At 69.6% G+C, this 24,933-nt stretch carries 27 protein-coding genes; 23 read left to right on the forward strand and 4 right to left on the reverse strand.

Going from position 1 to position 24,933, the window contains the following annotated elements; genetic code table 11:
* Positions 1-181: 181 nt before the first annotated feature.
* Genes B0A89_RS12370 through B0A89_RS12380 form a run of 3 tightly spaced genes read left to right on the forward strand, consistent with a single transcriptional unit; the run spans position 182 to position 2,726 of the window.
* Complete coding sequence (locus tag B0A89_RS12370; RefSeq protein WP_085378397.1) at positions 182-1,510, forward strand: site-specific DNA-methyltransferase; 1,329 nt, start codon at positions 182-184, stop codon at positions 1,508-1,510.
* Positions 1,510-2,505 carry a DNA cytosine methyltransferase gene (locus B0A89_RS12375; protein ID WP_085378398.1) on the forward strand — a complete coding sequence of 332 codons (996 nt, stop codon included), beginning with the start codon at positions 1,510-1,512 and terminating at the stop codon, positions 2,503-2,505. The genes B0A89_RS12370 and B0A89_RS12375 overlap by 1 nt, the downstream gene beginning before the upstream one ends.
* Positions 2,502-2,726 (forward strand): DUF7220 family protein, encoded by a 225-nt coding sequence (locus B0A89_RS12380; RefSeq protein ID WP_036706590.1) that lies wholly within the window; start codon positions 2,502-2,504, stop codon positions 2,724-2,726. The genes B0A89_RS12375 and B0A89_RS12380 overlap by 4 nt, the downstream gene beginning before the upstream one ends.
* Positions 2,727-2,780: 54 nt before the next feature.
* Here B0A89_RS12380 and B0A89_RS12385 read toward each other — a convergent pair whose 3' ends face one another.
* The gene (locus tag B0A89_RS12385; RefSeq protein WP_036706587.1) at positions 2,781-3,365 is read right to left on the reverse strand and encodes a DUF3489 domain-containing protein; all 585 of its coding nucleotides are present in this window, start codon (positions 3,363-3,365) and stop codon (positions 2,781-2,783) included.
* Positions 3,366-3,455: 90 nt separating this feature from the next.
* Positions 3,456-3,716, reverse strand: coding sequence for a hypothetical protein (locus B0A89_RS12390; RefSeq protein ID WP_036706585.1), 261 nt, complete (start codon positions 3,714-3,716; stop codon positions 3,456-3,458).
* Between the two features lie 113 nt (positions 3,717-3,829).
* On the opposite strand from B0A89_RS12390, the gene B0A89_RS12395 reads away from it, so the two are divergent.
* From B0A89_RS12395 to B0A89_RS12435, 9 genes are read left to right on the forward strand one after another with little or no spacing between them, the layout of a single operon-like run.
* Positions 3,830-4,426: a hypothetical protein gene (locus tag B0A89_RS12395; RefSeq protein ID WP_036706582.1), complete on the forward strand. Its 597-nt coding sequence runs from the start codon at positions 3,830-3,832 to the stop codon at positions 4,424-4,426.
* The gene (locus tag B0A89_RS12400) at positions 4,374-6,386 is read left to right on the forward strand and encodes a phage terminase large subunit family protein (protein WP_052512788.1); all 2,013 of its coding nucleotides are present in this window, start codon (positions 4,374-4,376) and stop codon (positions 6,384-6,386) included. Before B0A89_RS12395 ends, B0A89_RS12400 begins: the two co-directional genes overlap by 53 nt.
* A gap of 4 nt (positions 6,387-6,390) precedes the next feature.
* Positions 6,391-6,606 (forward strand): phage head-tail joining protein, encoded by a 216-nt coding sequence (locus B0A89_RS12405; RefSeq protein WP_043130233.1) that lies wholly within the window; start codon positions 6,391-6,393, stop codon positions 6,604-6,606.
* A 5-nt stretch (positions 6,607-6,611) separates the two neighbouring features.
* A complete protein-coding gene (locus B0A89_RS12410) occupies positions 6,612-8,141 on the forward strand; it encodes a phage portal protein (RefSeq protein ID WP_081969309.1) in 1,530 nt (509 codons plus the stop codon).
* Between the two features lie 4 nt (positions 8,142-8,145).
* Positions 8,146-9,183: a head maturation protease, ClpP-related gene (locus B0A89_RS12415; RefSeq protein WP_052512789.1), complete on the forward strand. Its 1,038-nt coding sequence runs from the start codon at positions 8,146-8,148 to the stop codon at positions 9,181-9,183.
* Between the two features lie 3 nt (positions 9,184-9,186).
* Positions 9,187-9,552: a head decoration protein gene (locus tag B0A89_RS12420; RefSeq protein ID WP_043130236.1), complete on the forward strand. Its 366-nt coding sequence runs from the start codon at positions 9,187-9,189 to the stop codon at positions 9,550-9,552.
* Between the two features lie 26 nt (positions 9,553-9,578).
* The gene (locus tag B0A89_RS12425) at positions 9,579-10,592 is read left to right on the forward strand and encodes a major capsid protein (RefSeq protein WP_043130239.1); all 1,014 of its coding nucleotides are present in this window, start codon (positions 9,579-9,581) and stop codon (positions 10,590-10,592) included.
* The gene (locus B0A89_RS12430; RefSeq protein WP_043130242.1) at positions 10,592-10,903 is read left to right on the forward strand and encodes a head-tail joining protein; all 312 of its coding nucleotides are present in this window, start codon (positions 10,592-10,594) and stop codon (positions 10,901-10,903) included. Before B0A89_RS12425 ends, B0A89_RS12430 begins: the two co-directional genes overlap by 1 nt.
* Positions 10,900-11,529 carry a DUF6441 family protein gene (locus B0A89_RS12435; RefSeq protein WP_043130244.1) on the forward strand — a complete coding sequence of 210 codons (630 nt, stop codon included), beginning with the start codon at positions 10,900-10,902 and terminating at the stop codon, positions 11,527-11,529. The genes B0A89_RS12430 and B0A89_RS12435 overlap by 4 nt, the downstream gene beginning before the upstream one ends.
* A gap of 21 nt (positions 11,530-11,550) precedes the next feature.
* Here B0A89_RS12435 and B0A89_RS15205 read toward each other — a convergent pair whose 3' ends face one another.
* Both B0A89_RS15205 and B0A89_RS12445 read right to left on the reverse strand, forming a co-directional pair.
* A complete protein-coding gene (locus B0A89_RS15205) occupies positions 11,551-11,811 on the reverse strand; it encodes a GDCCVxC domain-containing (seleno)protein (RefSeq protein WP_476704019.1) in 261 nt (86 codons plus the stop codon).
* A gap of 7 nt (positions 11,812-11,818) precedes the next feature.
* The gene (locus B0A89_RS12445; RefSeq protein ID WP_043130246.1) at positions 11,819-12,775 is read right to left on the reverse strand and encodes an arsenic resistance protein; all 957 of its coding nucleotides are present in this window, start codon (positions 12,773-12,775) and stop codon (positions 11,819-11,821) included.
* Positions 12,776-12,924: 149 nt separating this feature from the next.
* Here B0A89_RS12445 and B0A89_RS12450 point away from each other — a divergent pair, with 149 nt between their 5' ends.
* The 11 genes from B0A89_RS12450 (at position 12,925) to B0A89_RS12500 (ending at position 24,927) form a co-directional block, all read left to right on the forward strand.
* On the forward strand, positions 12,925-13,344 hold the full coding sequence (locus B0A89_RS12450; RefSeq protein ID WP_043130248.1) for a hypothetical protein: 420 nt from the start codon (positions 12,925-12,927) through the stop codon (positions 13,342-13,344).
* Between the two features lie 24 nt (positions 13,345-13,368).
* Positions 13,369-14,313, forward strand: a complete 945-nt coding sequence (locus B0A89_RS12455) for a phage tail tube protein (protein WP_043130250.1) — start codon at positions 13,369-13,371, stop codon at positions 14,311-14,313.
* A gap of 2 nt (positions 14,314-14,315) precedes the next feature.
* A complete protein-coding gene (locus B0A89_RS12460) occupies positions 14,316-14,771 on the forward strand; it encodes a hypothetical protein (RefSeq protein ID WP_036705417.1) in 456 nt (151 codons plus the stop codon).
* A gap of 80 nt (positions 14,772-14,851) precedes the next feature.
* A complete protein-coding gene (locus B0A89_RS12465; protein ID WP_052172117.1) occupies positions 14,852-15,031 on the forward strand; it encodes a DUF7697 family protein in 180 nt (59 codons plus the stop codon).
* 44 nt (positions 15,032-15,075) lie between these two features.
* Positions 15,076-17,499, forward strand: coding sequence for a tape measure protein (locus B0A89_RS12470; protein WP_085378399.1), 2,424 nt, complete (start codon positions 15,076-15,078; stop codon positions 17,497-17,499).
* 49 nt (positions 17,500-17,548) lie between these two features.
* Complete coding sequence (locus B0A89_RS12475) at positions 17,549-18,175, forward strand: DUF2460 domain-containing protein (RefSeq protein WP_036706580.1); 627 nt, start codon at positions 17,549-17,551, stop codon at positions 18,173-18,175.
* Positions 18,172-19,056: a DUF2163 domain-containing protein gene (locus tag B0A89_RS12480; RefSeq protein ID WP_036706579.1), complete on the forward strand. Its 885-nt coding sequence runs from the start codon at positions 18,172-18,174 to the stop codon at positions 19,054-19,056. Before B0A89_RS12475 ends, B0A89_RS12480 begins: the two co-directional genes overlap by 4 nt.
* Positions 19,053-19,487, forward strand: a complete 435-nt coding sequence (locus B0A89_RS12485; protein WP_085378400.1) for an NlpC/P60 family protein — start codon at positions 19,053-19,055, stop codon at positions 19,485-19,487. Before B0A89_RS12480 ends, B0A89_RS12485 begins: the two co-directional genes overlap by 4 nt.
* An 8-nt stretch (positions 19,488-19,495) precedes the next feature.
* Entirely contained in the window at positions 19,496-23,533 is a 4,038-nt protein-coding gene (locus B0A89_RS12490; protein ID WP_085378401.1) for a baseplate multidomain protein megatron, read from the forward strand.
* A 10-nt stretch (positions 23,534-23,543) separates the two neighbouring features.
* Positions 23,544-24,620 carry a DUF2793 domain-containing protein gene (locus tag B0A89_RS12495; protein ID WP_085378402.1) on the forward strand — a complete coding sequence of 359 codons (1,077 nt, stop codon included), beginning with the start codon at positions 23,544-23,546 and terminating at the stop codon, positions 24,618-24,620.
* 19 nt (positions 24,621-24,639) lie between these two features.
* Positions 24,640-24,927, forward strand: a complete 288-nt coding sequence (locus B0A89_RS12500) for a DUF6127 family protein (protein ID WP_036708073.1) — start codon at positions 24,640-24,642, stop codon at positions 24,925-24,927.
* Positions 24,928-24,933: the final 6 nt, after the last annotated feature.

The following is a 24,933-nucleotide window of genomic DNA, read 5'->3' on the forward strand; positions in this document are numbered from 1 at the left end:
GCCGATTTTTTGGGAAGCCACCCAGAAGCCAGCGCCGCCTGAACCCCATCGAAACATCGAAAAATCAAACCCTTGAAGCTGGACACCCCTGGTGGCCGCTGGACCCCGCGTGGAGTCTAGCCTGGCCCCCGGAGTCCGGAGCCGAGGGTATCCACCCTGATCCTGAAGGACCGGCCCGCAGATGACGCTGAGCTTTGCCCCGGATCGGATCGAGACCTGGCCGCTGTCGCGCCTGCAGCCCTACGCGAAGAACGCGAAGGTGCACGGGGCCGACCAGGTCGTGAAGATCGCCGCCAGCATGGCCGAGTTCGGCTGGACCGTGCCTTGCCTCGTCGGCGAGGACGGGGAGCTGATCGCAGGCCATGGGCGCGTTCTGGCCGCGACCCAACTGGGGCTGACCGAGGCACCGGTCATCGTGCTCGGCCATCTGACCGAGGCCCAGCGCCGGGCCTATCGGATCGCGGACAACAAGCTGACCGAACTCGGGACATGGGACGAGGCGCTGCTCTCGGCCGAGTTGAACGAGTTGCTGGCCGAAGACTTCGACCTGTCGCTGGTCGGGTTCTCGGACGGCGAACTCGACAAGCTACTGGCCTTCGTGCCGGAGGGGGACGGCGAGGAAGAGGGTGGCGCCGGGGGCCCCGTGCCGCCGGTCACCATCCCCGAGCCACCGCGCAACCCGGCTTCGCGGACGGGTGATCTCTGGATCCTCGGCGACCACCGGCTGCTGTGCGGCGACAGCACCAGCGCTGCCGATGTGCGCCGCCTGATGAATGGCGAGCGGGCGATCCTGTTCGCAACGGACCCGCCGTATCTCGTCGACTACGATGGCTCGAACCATCCGACGCGGAACAAGGACTGGAGTCAGAGCTACGGCGTGACCTGGGACGATTCCTCGCAAGGCGCGGAACTCTACGACGGCTTCATTGCCGCCGCGGTGGCGGAAGCCATCGCCGAAGATGCCGCCTGGTATTGCTGGCACGCCTCCCGCCGCCAGGCGATGCTGGAAGCCTGCTGGGACAAGGCCGGCGCGTTCGTTCACCAGCAGATCATCTGGGTCAAGGACCGCGGTGTCCTGACCCGGTCCCATTACCTCTGGAAGCACGAGCCCTGCTTCATGGGCTGGCGCCGCCCGAACCGGCCGCCGAAGGTGGCCGAGGAAACCCTCGCATCGACGTGGGCGCTGCCCAGCTTCGCCAAGGACGACCGGCCCGACCATCCGACACCGAAGCCGCTCGATGCGTTCGGCATCCCGATGCGCCAGCATGTGGCCCGGGGCGGGCTCTGCTACGAGCCGTTCTCGGGTTCGGGTTCGCAGATCATGGCGGGCGAGGCGAACGGCCGACGCGTCTTCGCGATGGAGATCAGCCCGGCCTATGTCGATGTCGCCGTGGAACGCTGGCAGGCGGACACCGGTCGCGAGGCAATCCTCGACGGCGATGGCCGGACCTTCGCGGCCGTAAGGGTCGAGCGACTGAGCGACAACGCAGATGCCGACGCTGCCGCCTGATGGCCGTTTACTACAACGATTCCGACCCCGCGGCCTGTGCCTGGCTGCGGGAACTGATCGCGGCCGGGCTCCTGCCTGCGGGTGAGGTGGACGAGCGGTCCATCATGGACGTGGAGCCCGCCGACCTGCGCGGCTTCACGCAATGCCATTTCTTCGCCGGGATCGGCGGCTGGCCCTACGCGCTGCGCCTCGCCGGCGTGGCCGAGGATCTTTCCGTCTGGACCGGCTCGCCGCCGTGCCAGCCGTTCAGCCAGGCCGGGCAGCGCAAGGGACAGAACGATGACCGCCATCTCGCCCCGGCTTTTCTGCGGCTCGTCGCCGCCTGTGGGCCGAACCTCGTCTTCGGCGAGCAGGTCGCGAGCGCGGCAGTGCTCGGACCGGTTGGCGGCGCGGCTCGCGCAGCGGCTGCGGGCCCGGCTGGCTGGGCGTGGTTCGACGCTCTGGCGGCTGACCTGGAAGCGGCATCTTACGCCGTCGCGGCGGCTGATCTGCCGGCTGCGGGCATCGGCGCCCCGCACATCCGCCAGCGGCTGTTCTTCGGCGCGGTCGCCTTGGACCCAACACCAGGCGGGCTGGGCGACGGCCTCGGCGCGGGATCACAAGGACGGATCGGAATGCCCGAACGTCCCGATCAACGCATTACTCGGCCGACAGGTCTGGCTGGCGGGTTGGCCGACGGCCGGCTCGCCCGCGACGGAGAGATACAACGCGGCCGGCAACACCGATGCGAGCCGCAGGACGCTGAAGCTGGTCGTCTGGTCGAAGTCACCGACCCCGCCGGGACCTGCGCGACGGACGGCGTCTGGCGAAATCCTGACTGGCTCTTCTGCCGGGATGGGCGCTGGCGACCGGTTGAGCCCGGAACATTCCCGCTGGCTGATGGGATATCCGGCCGCATGGGGCTGCTGCGGGGCTACGGCAATGCGATCGTGCCGCCGCTCGCGGCGGAGTTCGTGACGGCCTTTCTGGGATCCCTGCCGGAGGGGCTGCGATGAGACAATCCCGGACCATGTCGATGGTCGAGGCAGCGACGAATGTCGTGGTCGGCTACGTACTGGCCATCGCCACGCAGATCATCGTGTTCCCGTGGTTCGGCATCGAGACCGGGCTCGCGGAGCATCTGACCATCGGCCTCGCCTTCGTCGGTGTCTCGCTGGCGCGCGGCTACCTGCTGCGGCGACTGTTCGAGGCGATCCGGATCCGGAGTGCAGAATGAGACACCGCCGCCCGAGGGTGGACGGCGGCCTTCAGTCCGTTTCGGTGCGGAGCGTCAGTCGCGGATGGAGTAGACGCGGCCCCTTCCGTCGACCTTCTCGGAGGTGATGGTCAGGCCGAGCTTTTGCTTGAGCGCGCCGGCAAGCGCGCCCCTCACCGTGTGCGGCCGCCAGTCCAAGGCGGTGACGATCTCGTCGATGGTGGCGCCGCCCTCGGCGCGGAGCATCTCGATCAGCTTGGCCTGCTTCGTGCCCGTGCGCGGTGTGCGCGCCTTGGGCGCGGCGTCGGCCTCGCCGGGAGCGTCCTGCGCGGCTACGGCGCTCGGCGCCGCGTCGGCGCCCGCGGGCGCGCTGTCGCCGCCCTCCGGCTCGACGCCGATGGCGGCGCGCCCTGCGTCGGTGATGTGCAGGAGGATGGCACGGCCGTCCTCGTCGTTGCGCCAGATGCGGTTGAGCGCGGCGTCGGCCTTGGTCTCGCTGGCAATCGTCGTCTCGGCGATCAGTCCGCGCGAGAGCAGCGCGCCGACCACCTTGGCGGCGGCGCCTCCGCGGAGCGAGCCGGGGAGCGGCAGGACGTTGCGGTCCTCGCGCTGCGCGGCAGCGCTCAGGATCAGGGCTTGGGTGTCGGAAAGCTTGGTCATCGTCGTCTCCCGTATCGGGGCGCGCGGAATGCGGGCCCTTCTACGAGGTCGAGCCCGCCAGTCGGCGGGCGGGACCGGGAGCGGGTCGTCTCACTCGGCGTGTTCGCCTTCGCTGAAGGCCATGTCGGTGATCTCGCGCAGCTTGGCGCGGTAGTGGTTCAGGGTGCCGACATGGCCCCAGTTGATCTCGTCGGGGCTGGTCTCGAAGTGGTCGGCGCTGAGGGCGGCGAGCCGCTCCAGCATCGCGTCGATCTCCGTCTTCGCGGCGATGAAGGCGTCGAGGGCTTTGTTCGACCGCTCCCTCGAACCGGTGGCGGGAGCGGTCTCACTGTCGGTCGCGCGGCGGGTCATCGGGCTGGCTCCTTGGGTCGAGTTGCATCGTCCTTCTGGAGGCACGTTCCCTCTGTCCGCCGCGCTTATCAACTCGATAAGCACATGATCTTGAATGATAATCGGAGCCGTCGATGCGGGGCATGAGCGAGCGCCAGTACGCCGCCCATGTCGGGCTGTCGCGGGGCGCGATCCAGAAGGCGAAGACGGCCGAGCGGCTGGTCCTCTATCCGGACGGCAGCATCAACGCGGCCGCCAGCGACGCACGGCGGGCCGAGACGACAGACCCGTCGAAGACCCGCAAGCCGCCCGCGCCCAAGCTGAAGCCTGTCCCCGAGGCGGCGGTGGCCGCTGTTGGCGACACGCTGCGCGAACAGGGGCTGGCTGTCCCGGCGGTTGGCGGCGGGACGACCTTCCTGCAGGCCAAGACGGCGAACGAGGTGCTGAAGGCGCAGGAGCGGCGCATCCGGCTCCAGAAGCTGAAGGGGGAGTTGATCGAGCGGGCCCGCGCGCTGGCGCTGGTGTTCCGGCTTGCGCGGGAGGAACGGGATTCGTGGGTCAACTGGCCCGCGCGTGCGGCGGCACTGATGGCGGCCGAGATCTCGGCCTCGTCCAGCGACGCGACGGGCCAGCAGATCACCGTGGAGCCAGCCGCGATGCAGAAGGTGCTGGAGAGACATGTACGCGCCCACCTCGACGAAATCGCCGAGGTCCGGCCCGACTTCCGGTGATGACAGTGATGATTTCGGCGGCCTGACGGACTTCGACGGCGCGGGCGAGATCCTGCGCGCCTGGGGCAACGGGCTGCGGCCCGACCCGGACCTGACCGTCTCGGAATGGGCGGACCGGCACCGGATGCTCTCGGGCCGCGCCTCGGCCGAGCCCGGGCGATACCGCACGGTGCGCACGCCCTACATGCGCGAGATCATGGACCGGCTCTCGCCCGGCGATCCCACGCAGCGGATCGTGTTCATGAAGGCCGCTCAGGTCGGGGCAACCGAGGCCGGCAACAACTGGATCGGGTTCGCGATCCACCAGGCGCCGGGGCCGATGCTCGCGGTCCAGCCGACCGTGGAACTGGCCAAGCGCAACTCGCGCCAGCGGATTGACCCGCTGATCGAGGAGAGCCCGGAGCTGCGGGAGCGGATCAAGCCGGCCCGGTCGCGGGACGCGGGTAACACGATGCTGTCGAAGGAGTTCGCGGGCGGCATCCTCATCATGACGGGTGCGAACTCGGCGGTCGGGCTGCGGTCCACCCCGGCGCGCTACATCTTCCTGGACGAGGTCGACGCCTATCCGGCCTCGGCCGACGAGGAAGGCGACCCGGTCACGCTGGCCGAGGCCCGGTCGTTGACGTTTGCGCACCGGCGCAAGGTGTTCCTGGTCTCGACGCCGACCATCCGGGGGCTGAGCCGGATCGAGCGGGAATTCGAGGCCAGCGACCAGCGGCGGTTCCACGTTCCATGTCCGTATTGCGGTGCGATGCAGTGGTTGAAGTTCGACCGGCTGCGCTGGCAGAAGGGCCGCCCGGAGACGGCCGAGTATCACTGCGAGGGCTGCGAGACGCCGATCGCCGAACACCACAAGACGGCGATGCTCGAGGCCGGCGAATGGCGGGCGACTACCACGGCCGCCGATCCGACCACGGTCGGGTATCACCTCTCGGCGCTCTATTCGCCGATCGGCTGGCTGAGCTGGGAGCGGATCGTGCGGTCATGGGAGGCGGCGCAGGGGTCGGACGAGGCGATCAAGGCGTTCCGCAACACCATTCTCGGCGAGACATGGGTCGAGACCGGCGAAGCCCCGGACTGGCAGCGGCTCTATGATCGTCGCGAGGCGTGGAAGCCGGGCACCGTCCCTGCGGGCGGGCTGTTCCTGACGGCCGGGGCCGATGTCCAGAAGGACCGCATCGAGGTCGATGTCTGGGCCTGGGGCCGCGGTCTGGAAAGCTGGCTGGTCGATCACCTCGTGATCGAGGGCGGGCCCGGCGATCCCGCCTGCTGGCAGGAGCTGACCGACCTGCTCGGGCGGACATGGGAACACGCCTCCGGCCAGCCGATGACGCTGGCGCGGCTCGCGATCGACTCGGGCTTCGAGACCAGCGCCGTCTATGCCTGGGCGCGCAAGGTCGGCTTCGCGCAGGTGGCGCCGGTGAAAGGCGTCGAGGGCTTCGCCCGGACGAGCCCGGTGACGGGGCCAAGCTATGTCGATGCGACCGTTGCGGGCAAGCGGCTCCGGCGCGGGGCGCGGCTCTGGACCGTCGCCACCTCGACCTTCAAGGCCGAGACCTACCGCTTCCTGCGGCAGGAGCGGCCGACGGCAGAGGAACGGGCCGAGGGCGCGGTCTTTCCGCCCGGCACGATCCACCTGCCGGACTGGGCGGACAGCGAATGGCTGAAGCAGTTGACCGCCGAGCAGCTGGTGACGGTCCGCACAAGACGCGGCTTCTCCAGGCTCGAATGGCAGAAGCTGCGCGAGCGCAACGAGGCGCTCGACACCCGCGTCTACGCCCGCGCGGCGGCGTGGATCCTCGGTGCGGATCGCTGGCCCGAGGCGCGCTGGGCCGATCTGGAAGGGCAGCTCGGTGTGGCAGCGAACGGCAACCCGGATGTGGGAACCGCGACAACAGGACCAAAAGCGAGCCGACCTGCACCGCGGCGACGGACCGTGCACTCCAGCTACATGAGGTGATCCCATGGCCACGGCCACAGAGCTCCGCGCCCGCCGCGAGGCACTGGCCGCGCAGCGCGCCTCGGGCGTGGCGCGGGTGAGCTATGACGGCAAGACGGTGGACTATCGCAGCGTCGCCGAGATCGACCGGGCCATCGAGGCCCTCGACCGCGAGATCGCGGCGGCAGAGGGGCGCCGCATCGTGCGGCAGGTCCGCGTGACGACGACGAAGGGGCTCTGAACGCCATGGGCCTCTTCGACCGCTTCCGCCGTCCATCGCCGGGCAGCGGCGGCCCAGCCGCCGTGCGCGCCCGCCTCGAAGGTTCGATGGCGAAGCGCCGCCTGCGCGGCTGGAACCCGCCGCTCGAGAACATCAACACGCTGGTCGCCTCGGGCGGCCCGCGGCTGCTGGCGCGGTCCCGCGAGCTTGTGGTCACCAACGGCTATGCCGCCAACGCCTGCGAGGCCTTCGCCGCGAACCTCGTGGGCGACGGGATCAAGCCGTCTTCGCTGATGGGGGATGCAGACCTGCGGGACCGGGTCCAGCGGCTCTGGCTCGCCTGGACCGACGAGGCCGATGCCGACGGGCTGACCGACTTCTACGGGCTGCAGGCCATGGTCGCGCGGGAGATGTTCGTGGCCGGCGAGTGCTTCGTCCGGCTGCGCCCGCGCCGGGCCGAGGACGGGCTGCTGGTCCCGCTGCAACTGCAGCTGCTACAGTCGGAGATGCTGCCCTTCGAGAAGACCGAGGTGCTGCCCTCCGGCAACCGCATCCGCTGCGGGATCGAGTTCGATGCGATCGGCCGGCGCGTGGCCTATCACTTCCGCCGCCGCCATCCCGGCGACAGCACCGACCAGGGGGCGGTGATCCCGGAGACCGTGCGCATGCCCGCTGCGGACGTCCTGCACATCTACCGGCCCATCGACGCGGGCCAGATCCGGGGCCTGCCGCACATCGCGCCGGCGATGGTGCGGCTGTTCCTGCTCGACCAGTACGACGACGCCGAGCTCGACCGGAAGAAGACCGCGGCGATGTTCGCGGGCTTCATCACCAAGACCGCCCCGGAAGAGCCGATGCTGGGCGAGGTCGAGGCGGACCTCAATGGAACGGCCATCGCCAGCCTCGAGCCCGGCACCATGCAGGTGCTGCTGCCCGGCGAGGACGTGAAGTTCTCCGCGCCCGCCGACGTGGGTGGCGGCTACGAAGCGTTCCAGTACCGCACGCTGCTCGCCGTCTCCGCCTCGCTGGGGCTGCCCTATCATCTGGTGACCGGCGACGTCCGGCAGGCGAACTATTCGAGCCTGCGGGCAGAACTGGTCGAGTTCCGGCGCCGCATCGGCCAGCTGCAGCATGGCGTCCTGGTGCACCAGCTCTGCCGGGCGGTCTGGCCGCGCTGGCTCGACACCGCGGTGCTGTCGGGCGCGCTCGATGCCGATCCGGTCGCCGCGCGGCCGGTGCAGTGGATCCCGCCGCGCTGGGACTGGGTCGATCCGCTGAAGGACATCCAGGCGCAGGTGCTGGCGATGGGCGCCGGCATCACCTCGCGGCGCAAGGTGGTCGAGGCCACCGGCTACGACATCGAGGAAGTGGACCGCGAGAACGCGGCCGACGCCGAGCGCACGAAGCGTCTCGGCCTCAGCTACCGCACGAGTCCGGGCGAGACGCAGGGAGCGCGGGCGACCCCGGCGCAGTTGCCGGACGCAGGCGGTGACGCGGGCAGCAACGGGGGTGCCCGCGCTGACCCGGGCACCGGTGGCACATCTGAACAGGAGTGAGAGCATGGCCAGCTGGTATGCGATCCGCGCCCGGGCCACCGGCGCGGAAGTGGCGATCTATGACGAGATTGGGGCCTACGGGGTCTCGGCCAAGGGCTTCCTCGCCGAGCTTGGCGCGTTGCCCGAGGGCACGCCGATCGATCTGCGGCTGAACAGCCCGGGCGGCTCGGTCTTCGACGCGGTGGCAATCTTCAACGCGCTGAAGCGGCACGCCGCCACGGTCACCGTCTGGATCGACGGCATCGCCGCCTCGGCCGCCTCCTATGTGGCGATGGCGGGCGATGAGATCGTCATGCCGGAAAATGCCTTCCTGATGATCCACGACCCCGCCGGCCTCGTGATGGGCACGGCCGCCGACATGCGGGCCATGGCCGAGGCGCTGGACAAGGTGGGTGGCAGCCTCGCTGCCGGCTATGCCGCCAAATCCGGCCGCTCGATCGACGAGATTGCGGCGCTGATGGCCGCCGAGACCTGGCTGGATGCGCGCGAGGCGCTGGCGCTCGGCTTTGCCGACCGGCTTGCCGAACCGGTGCGGATCGCTGCGCGCTTCGATTTCGCGCGCTTCCGCAACGCGCCGCCGGCGCTGGCGGAAGCGGTCGCGGCTGCAACCGACAGCGGCGGCGACGACGGTGACGACAACGACGGCGCAGGCGCCGATGCCGACGAGGCCACAGGCGCGGCCGCGGAGAGCGATGAGGCTTCTGGCGCCGGCGAAGACGAGATCGCCGGGACGAACGCCCAACACCCGCCGGCCGAGACGCCACCGTCCGGCGGCGCACCGCCCGATCCCGCGGCGATCCGCGCCGAGGCCATCACGCACGCCCGCGCCGTCGTCGATCTCTGCCGGCTGGCCGGACAGCCGCAGATGGCCGGGCGTTTTCTGGAAAGCGATGCGGACCTCGATCACGTCCGCGCCGCACTGCTCGCAGCGAAAGCCGAGGCTGAGCCCGAGATTGCCGGCCATCACGCGCAACCGGGGCGCCCAACGGGAACCCGCCCCTGGGGCGAGATCGTCGCCCGCACCTTCAGGCTGAAAGGATGACCCATGACCACGCTCACCGAGACCACGCACGCGGGCGGCTTCCTCGTCTGGGAGGCGTTCCGCGACTACACCCGCGAGACCATCACGGTTGCAACCGGCACGCTCGAGCCCGGCACCGTGCTGGGCAGGATCACCGCCTCCGGCAAATACGCCGCCCACGATCCCGCGGCCGTCGACGGCACCGAGACCGCCGGCGCGGTGCTCTGGGGCAAGGCCGACGCGTCGGGCGGCGATACGCTCGCCGTCGCCGTGGTCCGCGGACCCGCGATCGTCAACCGCCACGATCTCGTCTTCGCCGGCACGCCCAGCGAGGCCGAGATCGCCGCCGCCCACGCTGCCCTTCTGGGCGCAGGCATCCTCGTCCGCTGAGCCCGACCCCCGCAGGAGGCATTCCCATGGCCACCATGGACATCTTCGAAGGCGATGCCTTCACCATCATCGAACTGACCCGTGCGCTGGAAAACATCCCCTTCAGGCCCGCGATCCTGTCCGGCGCCGGCCTGTTCTCGCCGCGGGGGGTGCGGTCCCGCACCGTCGTGATCGAGAGCCGCGACGGCACGCTGTCGCTGATCCCGTTCTCCGAACGCGGCTCGGCCTACGAGAGCCAGGTGCCCGAGCGGCGCGAGATGCGCGCCTTCGTGTGCCGCCAGTTCAAGAAGCAGGACGTGCTCTGGGCCTCGGAAATCCAGGGCATCCGCGACTTCGGCTCGGAAACTGCGGCCCAGCAGGTGCAGAGCGAGGTCGCGCGCAAGCTCGGCCGCCTGCGCCAGGATGCCGAGGCCACCTTCGAGTACCACCTGCTGAACGGCATTCAGGGCATCGTGAAGGACCCGAAGGACGGCGCGACCGTGGTCAGCTACTTCACCGAGTTCGGCATCACGCCCGCCGCCGAGATCGACTTCGACCTCGACAATGCCTCGCCCGCCTCGGGTGCGCTCCGGAAGCGCTGCCAGGCGCTGATCGAAGACGTCGAGGCGTCGATGGGCGGCCTGGCTGCAGGCGCGATCCAGGTGCGGGCGGAATGCGGCTCGGCCTTCTTCGCCGATCTGGTGGCGCACAAGGAGGTGCGCGAGACCTACCTCAACACCGCCGCGGCGGCCGATCTGCGCGGCCGGGTGGCCGACGAGGTCAGCTTCGGCGGCATCACCTTCCGGCGCTACCGGGGTGGCGCGGGCTTCGGCGTGCCGACCGACAGAGCCTTCTTCTATCCCGAAGGCGTCGAGGGGCTCTTCGAGATCTATCACGCTCCCGCCGACACCTTCGAGACGGTGAACACGCTGGGTCTGCCGCTCTACGCCCGCACCATCCCGGACCGGGACCGCGACGAATGGGTCAGGCTCGAGATCGAGAGCAATCCGCTGCCGATCTGCACGCGGCCGCAGGTGCTGCGCTCGGCGCGGCGGACCTGATGTCCGCCTTTGCCGCCGCCGTCGACACGCTCTTCGCGGATCCGAACATCGGCCGGGATGCTGTCTATATCGCCGACGGCGGCGCGCCCGTTCTGGTGCGCGCCGTCGCCCGGCGTGCCGATGCGGTCACCGAGTTCGGTGACGCGCGGCTCTGGTCGGAAACCACGCGGATCGATCTGCGCGTTTCCGAAGTGGCGAACCCGCGCCCCGGCGACCGCATCGAGATCGACGGCGAGGCTTTCCTCGTCCAGGGCGAGCCCCTCCGCGACCGTGAGCGGCTCGTCTGGACGGTCGAACTGAGGCCTGCATGAAACTCGGCGTCGACATCGTCGGCGATATCGCCCGGATCATGGAGGCGGAAACGCTGGCCGGGGAGAAGGCGGTGACCGCCGCAATGCGCGAGGCCAGCACAGGGCTGAAGACCGCCTGGCGCGCCCAGATCACCGGCGCGGGGCTGGGGGCGCGGCTCGCCCGCACCATCCGGTCCGAGCAGTTCCCGAAAGGCCGGGCCAGCCTGAACGCCGCCGCGCTGGTCTGGTCGAAGGCCCCGGTCATCGTCGGCGCTCACGACACGGGGCCGCTGATCCGCTCGAAGGACGGTTTCTGGCTGGCGATCCCCGCGGCCGCGGCCGGCAAGTCCCTCCGCGGCGGCCGGATCACCCCCGGCGAATGGGAGCGCCGCACCGGATTGCGCCTGCGCTTCGTCTATCGGCGCAGGGGCCCGAGCCTGCTGGTTGCCGAGGGGCGGCTGAACACCAAGGGTCGCGCGGTGGCGTCGCGCTCGAAGACCGGCCGGGGGCTCACCACCGTGCCGGTCTTCCTGCTTGTCCCGCAGGTCAGGCTGAAGAAGCGGCTGGACCTCGCGCGGGACGCGGAGCAGGCGCGCGATGCGGTGCCGGGACTGATCGTGGCGAACTGGGTGGAGGGGCGCGTTTGAGAGAGTTGATCAGTCAGTCCATCAGCCGCAGCATCCCTTGCCTGCCTGGATCGGAGGACAGGGGACGGTGCCCCAAGAGCAATAGACACAGCAATCGCCGGGCTTCGGCTTCAGCAGCTTACCGCAACCCGCGCACTCATAGAACCACTGGCATGCCTCTGTCGGCATGGTCTCGCTTTTCGAGTAACCGCAGTCCGGACACGCGATGGTACTGATGAGAATCGGTTGTTGATCGGTCATTGCATTGCTTCTGGCGAGGGGTTCCGCTCGATTTCCCAACATAGCTTGCTTATCTTTCGGGCAGAAGACGCGGCACCGCCTTGAGGTACACCAGCACGCCCAACAGTTCGACGAGTGACTGAAACACGATGACCACGATGGCCAGCCGCCACTCCGGCGGCAGGGCCAGCGCCAGCGGCAGCACGACGAAGGAATTGCGTGTGCCAAGGCTGAACACCAGCGCGCGTCCTGATCGCGCCGGGAGATCTAGCGCCCGTGTTATCGCAAGTCCTGCGAACAGGGCGAGCACGAGGAAGCCGACGAACACGCCCGTCACCTGCGGCAAGACCGGAAGGGAGGCGGTCACCGATTGCACCTGGCTTGCTGCGATCAGAAAGACGACCAGCGCAAGCAGCGGTACCGGGAACCAGGCAAGACGCTCGATCAGCGCGTCCCGGCCGGATCGGGCCTCGGCCCATCGCTCGAGGGCCCATGCCGCCACCAGCGGCGCCACGATCAGCGTCAGGAAAACGGTCACGATGGGTCCGACCGCGAAGATCTCCAGGAAGGCCGTGCCCATGAACAACCACAGGTAGACGGGCAGCAATGCCATCTGCACGATCAGGTTCACCGGCGTGGCGGCGATCGCACGGCCGGCATCGCCCCCCGCCAGATGAGTGAAGGTGATGTACCAGTCCGTGCAGGGGACGAGCAGCACGAGGAGAACACCCAGCCGGACCGCCGGATCCTGGGGCAGGAACAACAGCAGCCCCGCCACAATCAGCGGAACGATCACGAAGTTGCCCGCGAGCATCGCCCCCATGAAGCGCCGGTCGCGGAACGCCTCCGGCAGATGGATCAGCGGCACCTGCGTGAAGGTCACGAAAATCAGGATGCCGAGAAGCGGCCAGAGCGCCGCCTCGAGATGTGCGGCGGCCCCCGGCAGCACCAGACCCAAGCCCAGCCCTGCCAGGATGGCGGCAAGATAGATCCAGACCTGTTGCCGCTCAAGATCGAGGCGCGTCATTCAGAAATCCTGTCGGTTCGCATCGGTTGAACCGTCGGGCGGGTCGCGAATACGGAGAGATGAAGGTGTTGTCGTGATGATCGGCGATCCTGCGAGACAGTACAACAGCTTGGCTGGCTCGGCGGGGTCAGAACGTAAGAGGGATTGGAATGCCTACCGCCCGCGAGACCATCCTCGCCGCACTGCATGTGCGGCTCTCGGCGTTGCCCCCCACCGCCCTGCGCGGCGAGGTGCTGCCCGAGCGCGTCCCGGCCGAAGGGCTGCTGATCCTGCGCGACGGTGATCCCGGCGAGCCCGAGGTGACGCTGTCGCCCCTGCGCTACCACTACCAGCACCGGGCCGAGATCGAGGCGGTCGTACAAGGCGCCGATCGTGACGCCACCTTCGACGCCCTCTGCGCCAGCATCGGCACGGCGCTCGCAGCCGACCGCACACTCGGCGGCCTCTGCGACTGGGTCGAGGCCGAAGCCCCGCAGGCGGTCGATCTGCCGGTCGATGGCGCGGCCAGCCTGAAGGCGGCCGTCATCCCGGTGGTGCTGCACTATTCGACGGCCGACCAACTGGCCTGACCCAACCGACAACAGGAGACGAACATGGCACGCGCGCAAGGGGCGCGGGCGCGGATGGCGCTCGCGTTCGAGACGACCTACGGCACGCCGCCGGCCAGCGGTTTCACCCGGATGCCCTTCGCCAGCACGACGCTCGGGGCGGAGCAGCCGCTGCTGAACTCGGAATTGCTCGGCTACGGTCGCGATCCGCTGGCGCCGATCAAAGACGCGGTCACGGCCGACGGCGACGTCGTGGTGCCGATCGACGCCGAGGCCTTCGGCTTCTGGCTGAAGGCGGCCTTCGGTGCGCCGACCACCACCGGAAGCTCGCCCGGTCCATATACCCATACCTTCCAGTCCGGCAGCTGGGCGCTGCCCAGCCTGGCGATCGAGACCGCCATGCCCGAGGTGCCGCGCTATGCGATGTATTCCGGCGTGGTGCTGGACCAGCTCAGCTGGCAGATGCAGCGCTCGGGATTGCTCACCGCCACCGCGCGGCTGGTAGCGCAAGGCGAGACGGTCGCCACGACCAGCGGCGCGGGAACGCCGGCCGAGATCGATCTGACCCGTTTCGGTCACTTCAACGGCTCGATCAAACGCGACGGCAGCGCGCTCGGCAACGTGATCTCGACCGAGATCACCTATGCCAACAATCTCGACCGGATCGAGACCATCCGCGCGGACGGCATGATCGACGGCGCCGATCCCTCGATCGCCGCGCTCACCGGTCGCACCGAGGTGCGCTTCGCCGACAGCACGCTCGTCAGCCAGGCGATCAGCGGCACGCCCTGCGAGCTGGAGTTCTCCTGGACGCTCATTTCCGGCGAGAGCCTCACCCTCACCGTCCACGCCGTCTATCTGCCGCGCCCGCGCATCGAGATCGGCGGGCCGCAGGGCATTCAGGCCAGCTTCGACTGGCAGGCCGCACGCGACGCCACGCTGGGACGGATGTGCACCGTCACTCTCATCAACGACATCGAGGAATACTGACCATGATCCGTCTCGATCTTTCCAGCGAGCCGAAATGGCTCGACCTCGGCCATGGCCTGCGTCTGCACGTCCTGCCCATCACCACCGCGATCATGGTCGCCGCCCGCAACGATCCGGCAGTGGAAGCACTCCCCGAAGAGGCAAGCAGGGAGGAACAGGCACTGGTGATGGCGAAGGCCGTCGCTCGCCGCGTGGTCACCGGCTGGGAGGGCGTCGGTGATGCAAGCGGCAGTCCCGTCCCCGTCAGCCCCGAAGGCATCGACGCGCTTCTCGACATCTGGCCCATCTTCGAGGCCTTCCAAACCCGCTGCCTCGCACCGCATCTGATGCTGGAGCAGGAAAAAAACGCCTCCGCGCCCTCGCAGACTGGCACTTCGGCGGGGGCGACGCCTATTGCAAAGCCTGCGAGCCCTGCGAGGGCGGCGGGGCCTCGTGCCCGGACTGCCCGGCGCGCCTGAACCGGCCGCAAACCCTCGAAGGCTGGCAGGTCTGGGATCTGGCGCAGCGCCTGACCGGACAGCTTCGCATCGCGACCGGGGTGGGCGGCGCCACGGTGCTCGGCTGGGACATGACGGCGGCGCTCGCCGTGGCGCGGGCGCTCGGGGTCGATCCGCTGATCGCTGCCGAATGCCTGCCCGAGATCGAGGCCGTGATGGTCCGCAAGCTCAACGAACAGAGGGCGTCAGGCGACCGGTCCTCGCCGGGGCCGGAGCGATGAACCGGGCCCACAAGCCTCGTTCCCTTCGTCAGGAACACTGATCCATGGCTCAGAAGAAGGTCTCCGTCCGCCTCGTCGCCGAGGGCGGAAGGCAGGTGAAGGCCGAGTTCCAGGGCGTGGGCGATGCCGGCGAGGCGAGCTTCAGGCGCATCGAGCGGCAGGCCGACGTCACCGGCGCGGTGCTGCGCCGCCTGGCAGGGATCGTCGCCGGGGCACTGTCGGTTCGGCAGATCGTGGCCTATGCCGACAGCTGGACCGATCTGCGCTCGCGTGTCGATCTCGCCACCGGCTCGCAGGAGCGCGGGGCGGCGGTGATGGAGCGCCTCGCCGCCATGGCGCGGCGGACCTATTCCGGGATCGAGCAGACGACCGAGTCCTGGCTGGCCAACGCCACCGCACTGCGCGAACTCGGCCTTTCCACCCGCGAGAGCCTCGATTTCACCGAGGCGCTGAACAACGCCATGGTGGTCTCGGGCGCCAAGGGCGAGCGTGCCGTCTCGGTGCAGACCGCGCTGGCCCGCGCCATGGCTTTGGGGCAGCTTTCGGGCGACAACCTCAACACCGTGATCGCGCAGGGTGGCCGCGTCGCGCAGCTGCTCGCGGCGGACCTCGGCACCACCGTCACCGGGTTGCGCCAGGCGGGCGCCGAGGGCCGCATCACCGGCGCGGTGATCCAGACCGCCCTGATCGGCAATCTCGAGCGGCTGCGCGAGGAAGCCGATGGTATGCCCGCCACCATCGGCGACGCCTTCACCCTGATCGGCAACGCCGCGATGCTGCTGGTCGGGACGTGGGATCAGGTGTTCGGGGCCTCGTCGCTGGTCGCCACGGCGCTGATCGCGGTCGCCGACAACATGGAACGCCTCGCCGCCATCGGCATCGCCTTCGCCGGCTTCATGGCCGGGCGCTGGGTCGCGGCTTTCCTCGCTGCCCGTGTAGCCACGCTGACGCTTTCCGGCGCATTGACCGTGCTGCGCGGCGCCATCGTGCGCACCGGCATCGGCGCCCTGATCGTGCTCGCGGGCGAACTGATCTACCAGCTGATGACTGTCGTGCAGAAGGTCGGCGGGCTGGGCGAGGCCTTCCGCCTCGTCGCCGATCTGGCGGCGGAGGCATGGAACCGCATGGGGCTGCGACTCGACGCGGTGATGGCTAGCATCAGCGCCGCCTGGGAGGGGCTGAAGGCGACGATCTTCACCCTGCTCGACGACACCTTGACCGGGGTGGTCAGTTTCGGTGACCGCACCATCGCGGTGTTTCAGGGCGCCTATGACGGCGCGGTGGCGATCTGGGGGAGCCTGCCCGGCGCCATCGGCGACTTCGCCTTCCAGGCCGCGAACGGGTTGATCTCCGGGGTCGAGGCGATGCTGAACGGCGTCGTCACCCGGATCAACAGTTTCATCGGCGGGCTCAATGCCGCGTTGGAGCTGCTGCCCGACTGGGCGGTCGGCGACGGCGGGGTGCGGATCGGCACGCTCGACCCGGTGGCGCTGGGGCGGGTCGCGAATCCCTTCGAGGGGGCTGCGACGGCGGCCGGCACCGCTGCGGCCGATGCCTTCAACGCCGCCATGGGCAAGACCTATGTCACCGCTCCCGACACCGGCCTGGGGGCCATGGCCGAGGCCGCGCGCGGACGTGCCGAGGGCTACCGCGAAGCGGCCGGCATGCTGGCCGATGCCGCGTCGCGGCCGATGGCCAGCTGGCAGGCGCTGAAGGATGCGGTGACCGGCGTTGACGATGATGCCGGGGGTGCGCTCGATGATGCGGCGGGCGGCGCCCTCGAGTTGGGCCATGCGTTGGACGGCGCCACCGGTGCCGCGGGTCGCGCCGGCGCCGCCGGGCGCCAGGCCGGGGCGGAAGCGGCTGCGGGGGCGGAAACGGCCGTCACCGGCTGGGCCGCCGTCAGCGCCACGCTTGCCGATTACGCCGCCAAGGCGCGCGACATCGGCGGCGATATCGGCACTGCGCTGGTCGGAGCATTTCAGGGCGCCGAGAACGCCATCGGCGAGTTCGTGAAGACCGGCAAGCTGAGCTTCCGCGACCTTGTCACCTCGCTGATCGCCGATCTGGCGAAGCTCGCGGCGCGGCGCTTCATCCTCGGACCGATCGCCAATGCGCTCTCCGGCGCGCTCGGCGGCGCTGAGGGCATTTTTGCCGACGTCCTGCATGCCGGCGGGGTGGTCGGCGCACCGGGCCCCGGCCGCATGGTCCCGACGCTGGCCTTCGCCGGGGCGCCGCGCATGCACAATGGCGGTTGGGCAGGCCTCAGGCCCGACGAGGTTCCGGCAATCCTGCAGCGCGGCGAGCGCGTGCTCTCCCGTCGTGAGGCCGCCGGTTACGGCGGCGCAAGCGCGCCTACGGTCAATGTCACGATCAACGCGCGGGATGCCGAGAGCTTCCGCCAATCCCGCACACAGATCGCGGCCGATATCGCCCGCGCAGTTTCGCTCGGGCGAAGGGGCATGTGAGCCCGACGCCGCAGACAGGACTGCGCGGCACGTATCTCGGAGAGGATTGATGGCGTTTCACGAGGTCCGGTTTCCGGATGACATCAGCCGCGGTGCGCGCGGCGGACCGGAGCGGCGCACCCAAATCGTCGAGCTGGCCTCGGGCGACGAGGAGCGCAACGCCAGCTGGGCGAACTCCCGCCGACGCTACGATGTCGCCTACGGCATCCGCCGTGCTGACGATCTGGCGGCGGTCGTCGCCTTCTTCGAAGCCCGCAACGGGCGGCTTCATGGCTTCCGCTTCAAGGACTGGGCAGATCACAAATCCTGCCTGCCGTCCGCCACGCCGGGGCCGACGGACCAGGCGATCGGCACCGGCGACGGCATCACCACTGCGTTCCAGCTGGTGAAGCGCTACGCCTCAGGCAGTCAGACATGGGTGCGTGCGATCACCAAGCCGGTCGCCGGCACGGTCCGGATCGCCCTCGATGGCGCAGAGCAGCTCGGCGGCTGGTCCGTCGACACGACCACCGGCGTGGTGACCTTCGCCACTGCGCCAGCCGAGGGCGTCGCCATCACCGCGGGCTTCGCCTTCGACGTGCCGGTCCGCTTCGACACCGATGCGCTTGATGTAACGCTCGACCTCGAGCGGCTCGGCTCGATCACCTCCATTCCGCTGCTGGAACTGCGCCGATGAAGACCCTCGACCCCTCACTGCAGGCCCATCTCGACGACGGCACGACGACGCTCGCCTGGTGCTGGCGCATCAGCCGCGCCGACGCCGTCACCTTCGGCTTCACCGACCACGACCGGACGCTCGCCTTCGATGGGACCGGTTTCGAGCCCGAGAGCGGATTGACGGCCTCCGAGGTCCGCTCGGGCTCGGACCTGTCGGTCGATGCGCAGGACGCCGAGGGCGTGCTGACCTCCGACCGGATCACCGAGACCGACATCCTCGACGGCCGCTGGGACAACGCCGAGGTCGAGGTCTGGCGGGCGAACTGGGCCGACACCAGCCAGCGCGTGCTGATGCGCCGCGGGGCCATCGGCCAGATCCGGCGCGGCCGGCTGGCCTTCGTCGCGGAGGTCCGATCGCTCGCCCATGTGCTGGGCCAGACGGTCGGGCGGACCTTCCAGGCGAGCTGCGACGCCGCGCTCGGAGATGCGCGCTGCGAGGTCGATCTGGAGGATCCCGCCTTCAAGGGCACTGGTAGCGTCATCGATCTCCTGCGCGACCGGGCCTTCACCGCCTCGGGCCTCGGTGGGTTCACCTCCGGCTGGTTCACCTTCGGCACGCTGGAATGGACGAGCGGCGCGAATGCGGGCCGGCGCACCGAGGTGCTGGGCCATGACGTCACGGACGGCGTGGCGATCCTGACCCTGCTCGAGGCGCCGGTGCGCGCGATCGCCGAAGGCGACAATTTCATCATCCGGGCAGGCTGCGACAAACGGATGGAGACCTGTGGCGCGAAGTTCGCCAACACCGCCAACTTCCGGGGCTTCCCGCATATCCCCGGCCAGGACGCGGTCCTGCGCTACGCCACGAAAGATGGTGGGCATGAGGGTGGCGTGCTGTGAAGCCCGCCGATCCCGATAGGGTGATCGGGGCAGCGAGCTCCTGGCTCGGCACGCCCTACCACGACCAGGCCAGCCTTCGGGGCGTCGGCTGCGATTGCCTCGGGCTGGCCCGGGGCGTCTGGCGCGAGGTCGTCGGCCCGGAGCCGTTCCCGATCCCGCCCTACAGCCGCGACTGGGGCGAGACCGGCCCGCGCGAGGTGCTGGCCGAGGGCGCGCGGCGCATGATGATCGAGGTGGACCCGGCGGAGGCCGGTCCCGGAACGCTGGTCCTCTTCCGCATGAAGCCGCGTGCCATCGCGAAGCATGTCGGGATCCTCACCGGGCCCGACACCTTCCTTCACGCCTATGAACGGCTCGGCGTGATCGAGGAGCCGCTCACCCCGTCATGGCGGCGGCGCATCGCCTTCGCCTTCCTGTTCCCGCAACGCTGAGACCCGACATGGCCACCCTCGTTCTCGGTGCCGCTGGCGCCGCCATTGGCGGTTCGATCGGCGGCGCGATCCTCGGCGTGAGCGCCGCCACCATCGGCGGTTTCATCGGCTCCACCATCGGCTCTGTCGTCGACAGCTGGATCATCTCCTCGCTCGCGCCCACCCAGCGCATCGAAGGCGCGCGGCTCGACAGCCTTCGGATCACGTCCTCCACTGAAGGGGCAGTGATCCCGCGCGTCTACGGCCGCATGCGGATGGGCGGCAACATCATCTGGGCCACCGATTTCCGCGAGGAGACCAGGACCACCACGCAGGGCGGTGGCAAGGGCGGCGGAGGCGGCAAGGTCAGGACGACCGAGTATCTCTACTATGCGAGCTTCGCAGTCGCGCTGTGCGAGGGCTCCGAAGCCGGTCCCGCAGGGGCCATTCTCTCCGGTGGAGAGAATGGAGGCGGAGGAGGCCCGGCAGGGCGGGGAATCGCCGGCATCGGGCGCATCTGGGCCGACGGCAAGCCGATGGATCTCTCCGGCGTCACCTGGCGCTGGTATCCGGGCGACGAGAGCCAGACCGCCGACCCGTTCGTCGCGGCGAAGATGGGCGCGGCGAACACGCCCGCCTATCGCGGCACCGCCTATGTCGTTTTCGAGGAGCTGGCGCTCTCGACCTATGGCAACCGTCTGCCGCAGCTCTCATTCGAGGTGTTCCGCCCGCTCGCGGATCCCGACACGGCCGAGGGGCTGACCCGGGCCGTCACCATGATCCCGGCCTCGGGCGAGTTCACCTACGCAACGCAGGCGATCCGCAAGACCGATGGCGGCGCGACGGTGCCCGAGAACCTGAACGCGCTGGCAGACTCCACGGACATGGTGGAGGCGCTGGACAGGCTGCAGGCCATGGCGCCTGCGGTCGAGAGCGTCAGCCTCGTGGTGGCCTGGTTCGGCGACGATCTGCGCGCGGGATCCTGCAAGGTGCGGCCGGGCGTCGAGGTGTCGGCCAAGTCGACGACGCCCGCTACATGGTCGGTGAATGGCGTGAGCCGGGCCAGCGCCTTCCTGGTCAGCCGCGACGATCAGGATCGCCCGGTCTATGGCGGCACGCCGTCTGACTTCGCCGTGGTGCAGGCGATCCAGGAGATGAAGGCCCGCGGGCTGCGGGTCACCTTCTATCCCTTCATCCTGATGGACGTGCCGCCTGGCAACACCCTGCCGAACCCGTATTCTGACAACGCCGGCGAGACCGGTCAGCCCGCGTTCCCGTGGCGCGGGCGGATCACCTGTTCGCCTGCCGCAGGTTTCGCGGGGACCGTGGACAAGACCGCTACGGCCGCAAGCCAGGTCGCGGCGCTGTTCGGCACGGCGACGCCCACGAGCTTCAGCGTCTCGGGTCAGACGGTTTCCTGGACAGGCACGCCCGGCGACTGGGGCCTGCGGCGCATGGTGCTGCACTACGCTCATCTCTGCGAGGCGGCGGGCGGGGTGGACGCCTTCCTCATCGGCACCGAGATGCCGGGGCTGACGACGATCCGCTCGGGCGCCAGCACCTATCCGGCGGTGCAGGCCTACCGGGACCTGCTCGCGGATGTGCGGTCGATCCTCGGGTCCGGCACCAAGGTCGGCTATGCGGCGGACTGGTCGGAGTATTTCGGTCACCAGCCGGGTGACGGCTCGGGCGACGTGTTCTTTCATCTCGATCCGCTCTGGGCTGATCCGGAGATCGACTTCGTCGGGATCGACAACTACATGCCGCTCTCCGACTGGCGGGACGGGTTCGAGCATCTCGATGCAGCCGAGGGCTGGCCCGCGATCTACGACCGGGCCTACCTGCAGGGGAACATCGCGGGTGGCGAAGGCTTCGACTGGTTCTATGCCTCGGCGGCCGACCGCACAGCGCAGGTCCGCACGCCGATCACCGATGGGGCGGCGGCCAAGCCGTGGGTCTTCCGCTACAAGGACCTGCGCGCCTGGTGGTCGAACGCGCATTACAACCGCCCGGGTGGGGTGGAAAGCGGGACGCCGACAGCATGGGCGCCCGAGTCCAAGCCCGTCTGGTTCACCGAGCTCGGCTGTCCCGCCATCGACCGGGGCACCAACCAGCCCAATGTCTTCTTCGATCCGAAGTCGTCCGAGAGCTTCACGCCACATTTCTCGCGGGGTTGGCGCGACGACGCGATCCAGCGGGCTTATCTGGAGGCGACCTACCTCTGGTGGGGCGAGGCCGCGAACAACCCGGTCTCCCCGGTCTACGGGGGCCGCATGGTGCATGTGCCGGAATGCGCCGCCTGGACATGGGACGCGCGGCCCTATCCGTTCTTCCCGGCGCTGACCGACGTCTGGACGGACGGAGCGAACTGGCGGCTGGGGCACTGGCTGACAGGGCGGCTGGGCGCGGTGTCGCTGGCCGCACTCGTCCGCCACCTCTGCCTGCGCGCCGGGCTGCCCGAGTCCCGGATCGATGTCACCGGGCTCTGGGGCGCGGTCGAAGGCTACGCCATTACGGCTCTCGAAAGCCCGCGCGCCTCGATCACCACGCTGTCGCGCCACTTCGGCTTCGACGCGGTGGAGACCGAGGGCGTGATCCGCTTTATCATGCGCGGCCGGGCGTCCGTCGCCAGCCTCGCGCCCGACGACCTCGTAGCCGCCCGCGAGGGCGATGTGCTGGAACTCACCCGCGGCCAGGAAACGGAACTGCCGCAAGCGCTGAAGTGGCAGGTCGCCCGCGCCGACGAGGATTACGACGCGGCCCTCGTCGAGGCGCGCCGCATCACCGTGGACACGACGCGGATCGCCTCCGAGAGCTTTCCGATGGCGGTGCCGCCCGAGGAGGCCGAGCGGCGCTGCCGCCGCGCGCTGATGGAGGCGTGGGTGGGCCGCGAGACGGCGGCGTTCCGATTGCCGCCCTCGCGCCTCGCGCTCGATCCAGCCGATGCGATCCGGCTCGCGCATGACGGGCGGCCGGTCGATTTGCGGCTGGTCTCCATCGCCGACGCGGAGGCGCGTGGCATCGAGGCGGTTCGCCAGGACCGGGCGACCTACGATCTGCCGCCCGGCGATCCCCGCGCGGCGTCGCTGACGCGCGCCGTCGTGTTCGGCGCGCCGAAGGCGGTGCTGATGGACCTGCCGCAGCTGACCGAGGACCAGCCCGCGCATCGGCCGCTGGTCGCGGCGCACGCGGTTCCCTGGCCGGGCGAGATGGCGGTGTTCCGCAGTCCCTCGACGGATGGCTTCGAGCTCCTTACCAGTTTCGGCACGCGGGCCCGGATCGGGACGCTGGTCTCGGATCTCTATTCAGGCCCGACCTCGCGCTTCGATCGCGGTAATGCGCTGATCGTCGATCTGCTGACCGGGACGCTGGAAAGCGTCACGGACCTGACCCTGTTCGGCGGCGCCAACGCGCTCGCCATCGAGAGCGCGGCCGGCGTCTGGGAGATCGTGCAGGCGGGCGCGGCCGAGCTGCTCGCGCTCGGCCGGTATCGGCTGACCCAGCTCCTGCGCGGCCAGCGCGGCACCGAAAGCGCCATGGGCAACCCGGCGCCTGCTGGCGCGCGGGTCGTGGTGCTCGACGACAGCCTCGCCACGCTACCAATCGCCGAGGCCGACCTCGGGATCCCGTGGAACTGGCGCATCGGCCCGGCGAGCCGTTCGGTCAGCGACGAGACCTATGTCGCGCAGGCCTTCACGCCGGCAGGCGCCGGGCTGCGCCCGTTCTCCGTCGCCCATGTCGAGCAGCCATGGCGCAGGCCTCGCACGCCCGGCGATCTGACGATCCGCTGGAAACGCCGGTCCCGCGCGCTCGCAGCCGACAGTTGGGGCGGGCTCGAGGTGCCGCTGGCCGAGGAACTGGAAGCCTATGAGATCGAGATCCTCGACGGCACTGCCGTGAAGCGGGTGCTGAGCGTGAACACCACGAGCGCGGTCTACACGGCCGCCCAGCAGACCGCGGACTGGGGCGCGCCGCTCGCCCCCGGCGACACGCTCGACATCCGCATCTTCCAGCTCTCCGCCCTCGTCGGGCGGGGCGCGCCAAAAACGGTCACGTTCACGTTCTGAAGGCCATCCCATGTCCGACACCACGACCCATCTCCTGCTGCCCTACGTCCTCGCCGCGCAGGCCCAGAAGCACGTCACCCACAACGAGGCGCTGCGGCTTCTCGACGGGCTCGTCCAGCTCTCGGTCCTCGACCGGGACCTGACCGCCCCGCCCGGCAGCCCGGCCGATGGCGACCGCTACATCGTCGGCTCGGGCGCGACGGGCGACTGGGCCGGCTGGGACCTGAACGTGGCGCTCTGGACGGACGGGGCGTGGCTGCGTCTGCCACCGAGGACCGGCTGGCGCGCGTGGGTCGAGGACGAGGGCCTGCTGCTGGTCTACGGCGGCGCGAGCTGGATCGGCACCACGCCCACGGCGCTGCAGAATATGGCGATGCTGGGCGTCGGCACGACAGCGGATGGGTCGAACCCATTCTCGGCCAAGCTCAACGCTGCGCTCTGGACCGCGAAGACCATCGCCGAGGGCGGCACAGGCGATCTCCTCTACACCATGAACAAGGAGGCCGCGGGCGACGATCTCGGCCTCACGCTGCAGACCGGCTTCGTGACCAAGGCGCTGGTCGGCCTCTTCGGTTCGGACCGCTTCCGGCTGGCAGTCTCCGCCGACGGCAGCACCTTCTTCGACGGGCTCAGTGTCGACAACGCCACCGGCATCGTCGACCAGCCCCGGCTGCCACGGTTCAAGGCCTGGACCAACTACGACAACTATGTCGGCGTCGGGACATGGACGAAGATCGGCCTCAACAACACCGACACCAACGATCAGGGCGCGTTCGACGCCGCAAACAACCACTTCGTGGCACCCGCAGACGGCACCTACCTCTTCGGCGCGACGCTGCTCTACAAGATCAACGCCAGCGCCACGGCCCACATGCGCGGGCGGCTCGTGCTGAACGGGACGACCGAAATTCGCGGCTCCCTCGGCGAAATCTCCGCGACCCACGTCTCGCTCGCCACTGCCATCTGGCTGCAGACGATGGTCCCGCTGACTGCGGGCGATACCGTCGAGCTGCAGGGGTATTTCCGGGTCGCGGACGGCTACTTCGCGGCCGACCACACGTCCTTCTGGGGCTGCAAGATCGGCTGAGCGGCGAAAGGAGGAACCGATGAACCCACCCCGATCCGAAGGCTACGTCCGCATGCCGGACGCCGAGTTCGAGGCGATCCTGACCCGGGCGGCTGAGGAAGGCGCGAAGCGTGCGCTTGCCGATGTCGGCCTCGACGGCGACGAGGCTGCGCTCGACATCCGCGATCTGCGCTCGCTGGTGGACTGTATCCGGCTGGTGCGCCGCACCGCGATGCAGACTGCAGTTCGCATGATCACCACCGGCGTCGTGCTGGCGCTGCTGGCGGGCATCGCCATCAAGCTCAAGATCTTCGGCAACGGCCCGTAGCCGTCG

The sequence above is a fragment of the Paracoccus contaminans genome, from assembly GCF_002105555.1.
GTDB lineage: Bacteria > Pseudomonadota > Alphaproteobacteria > Rhodobacterales > Rhodobacteraceae > Paracoccus > Paracoccus contaminans.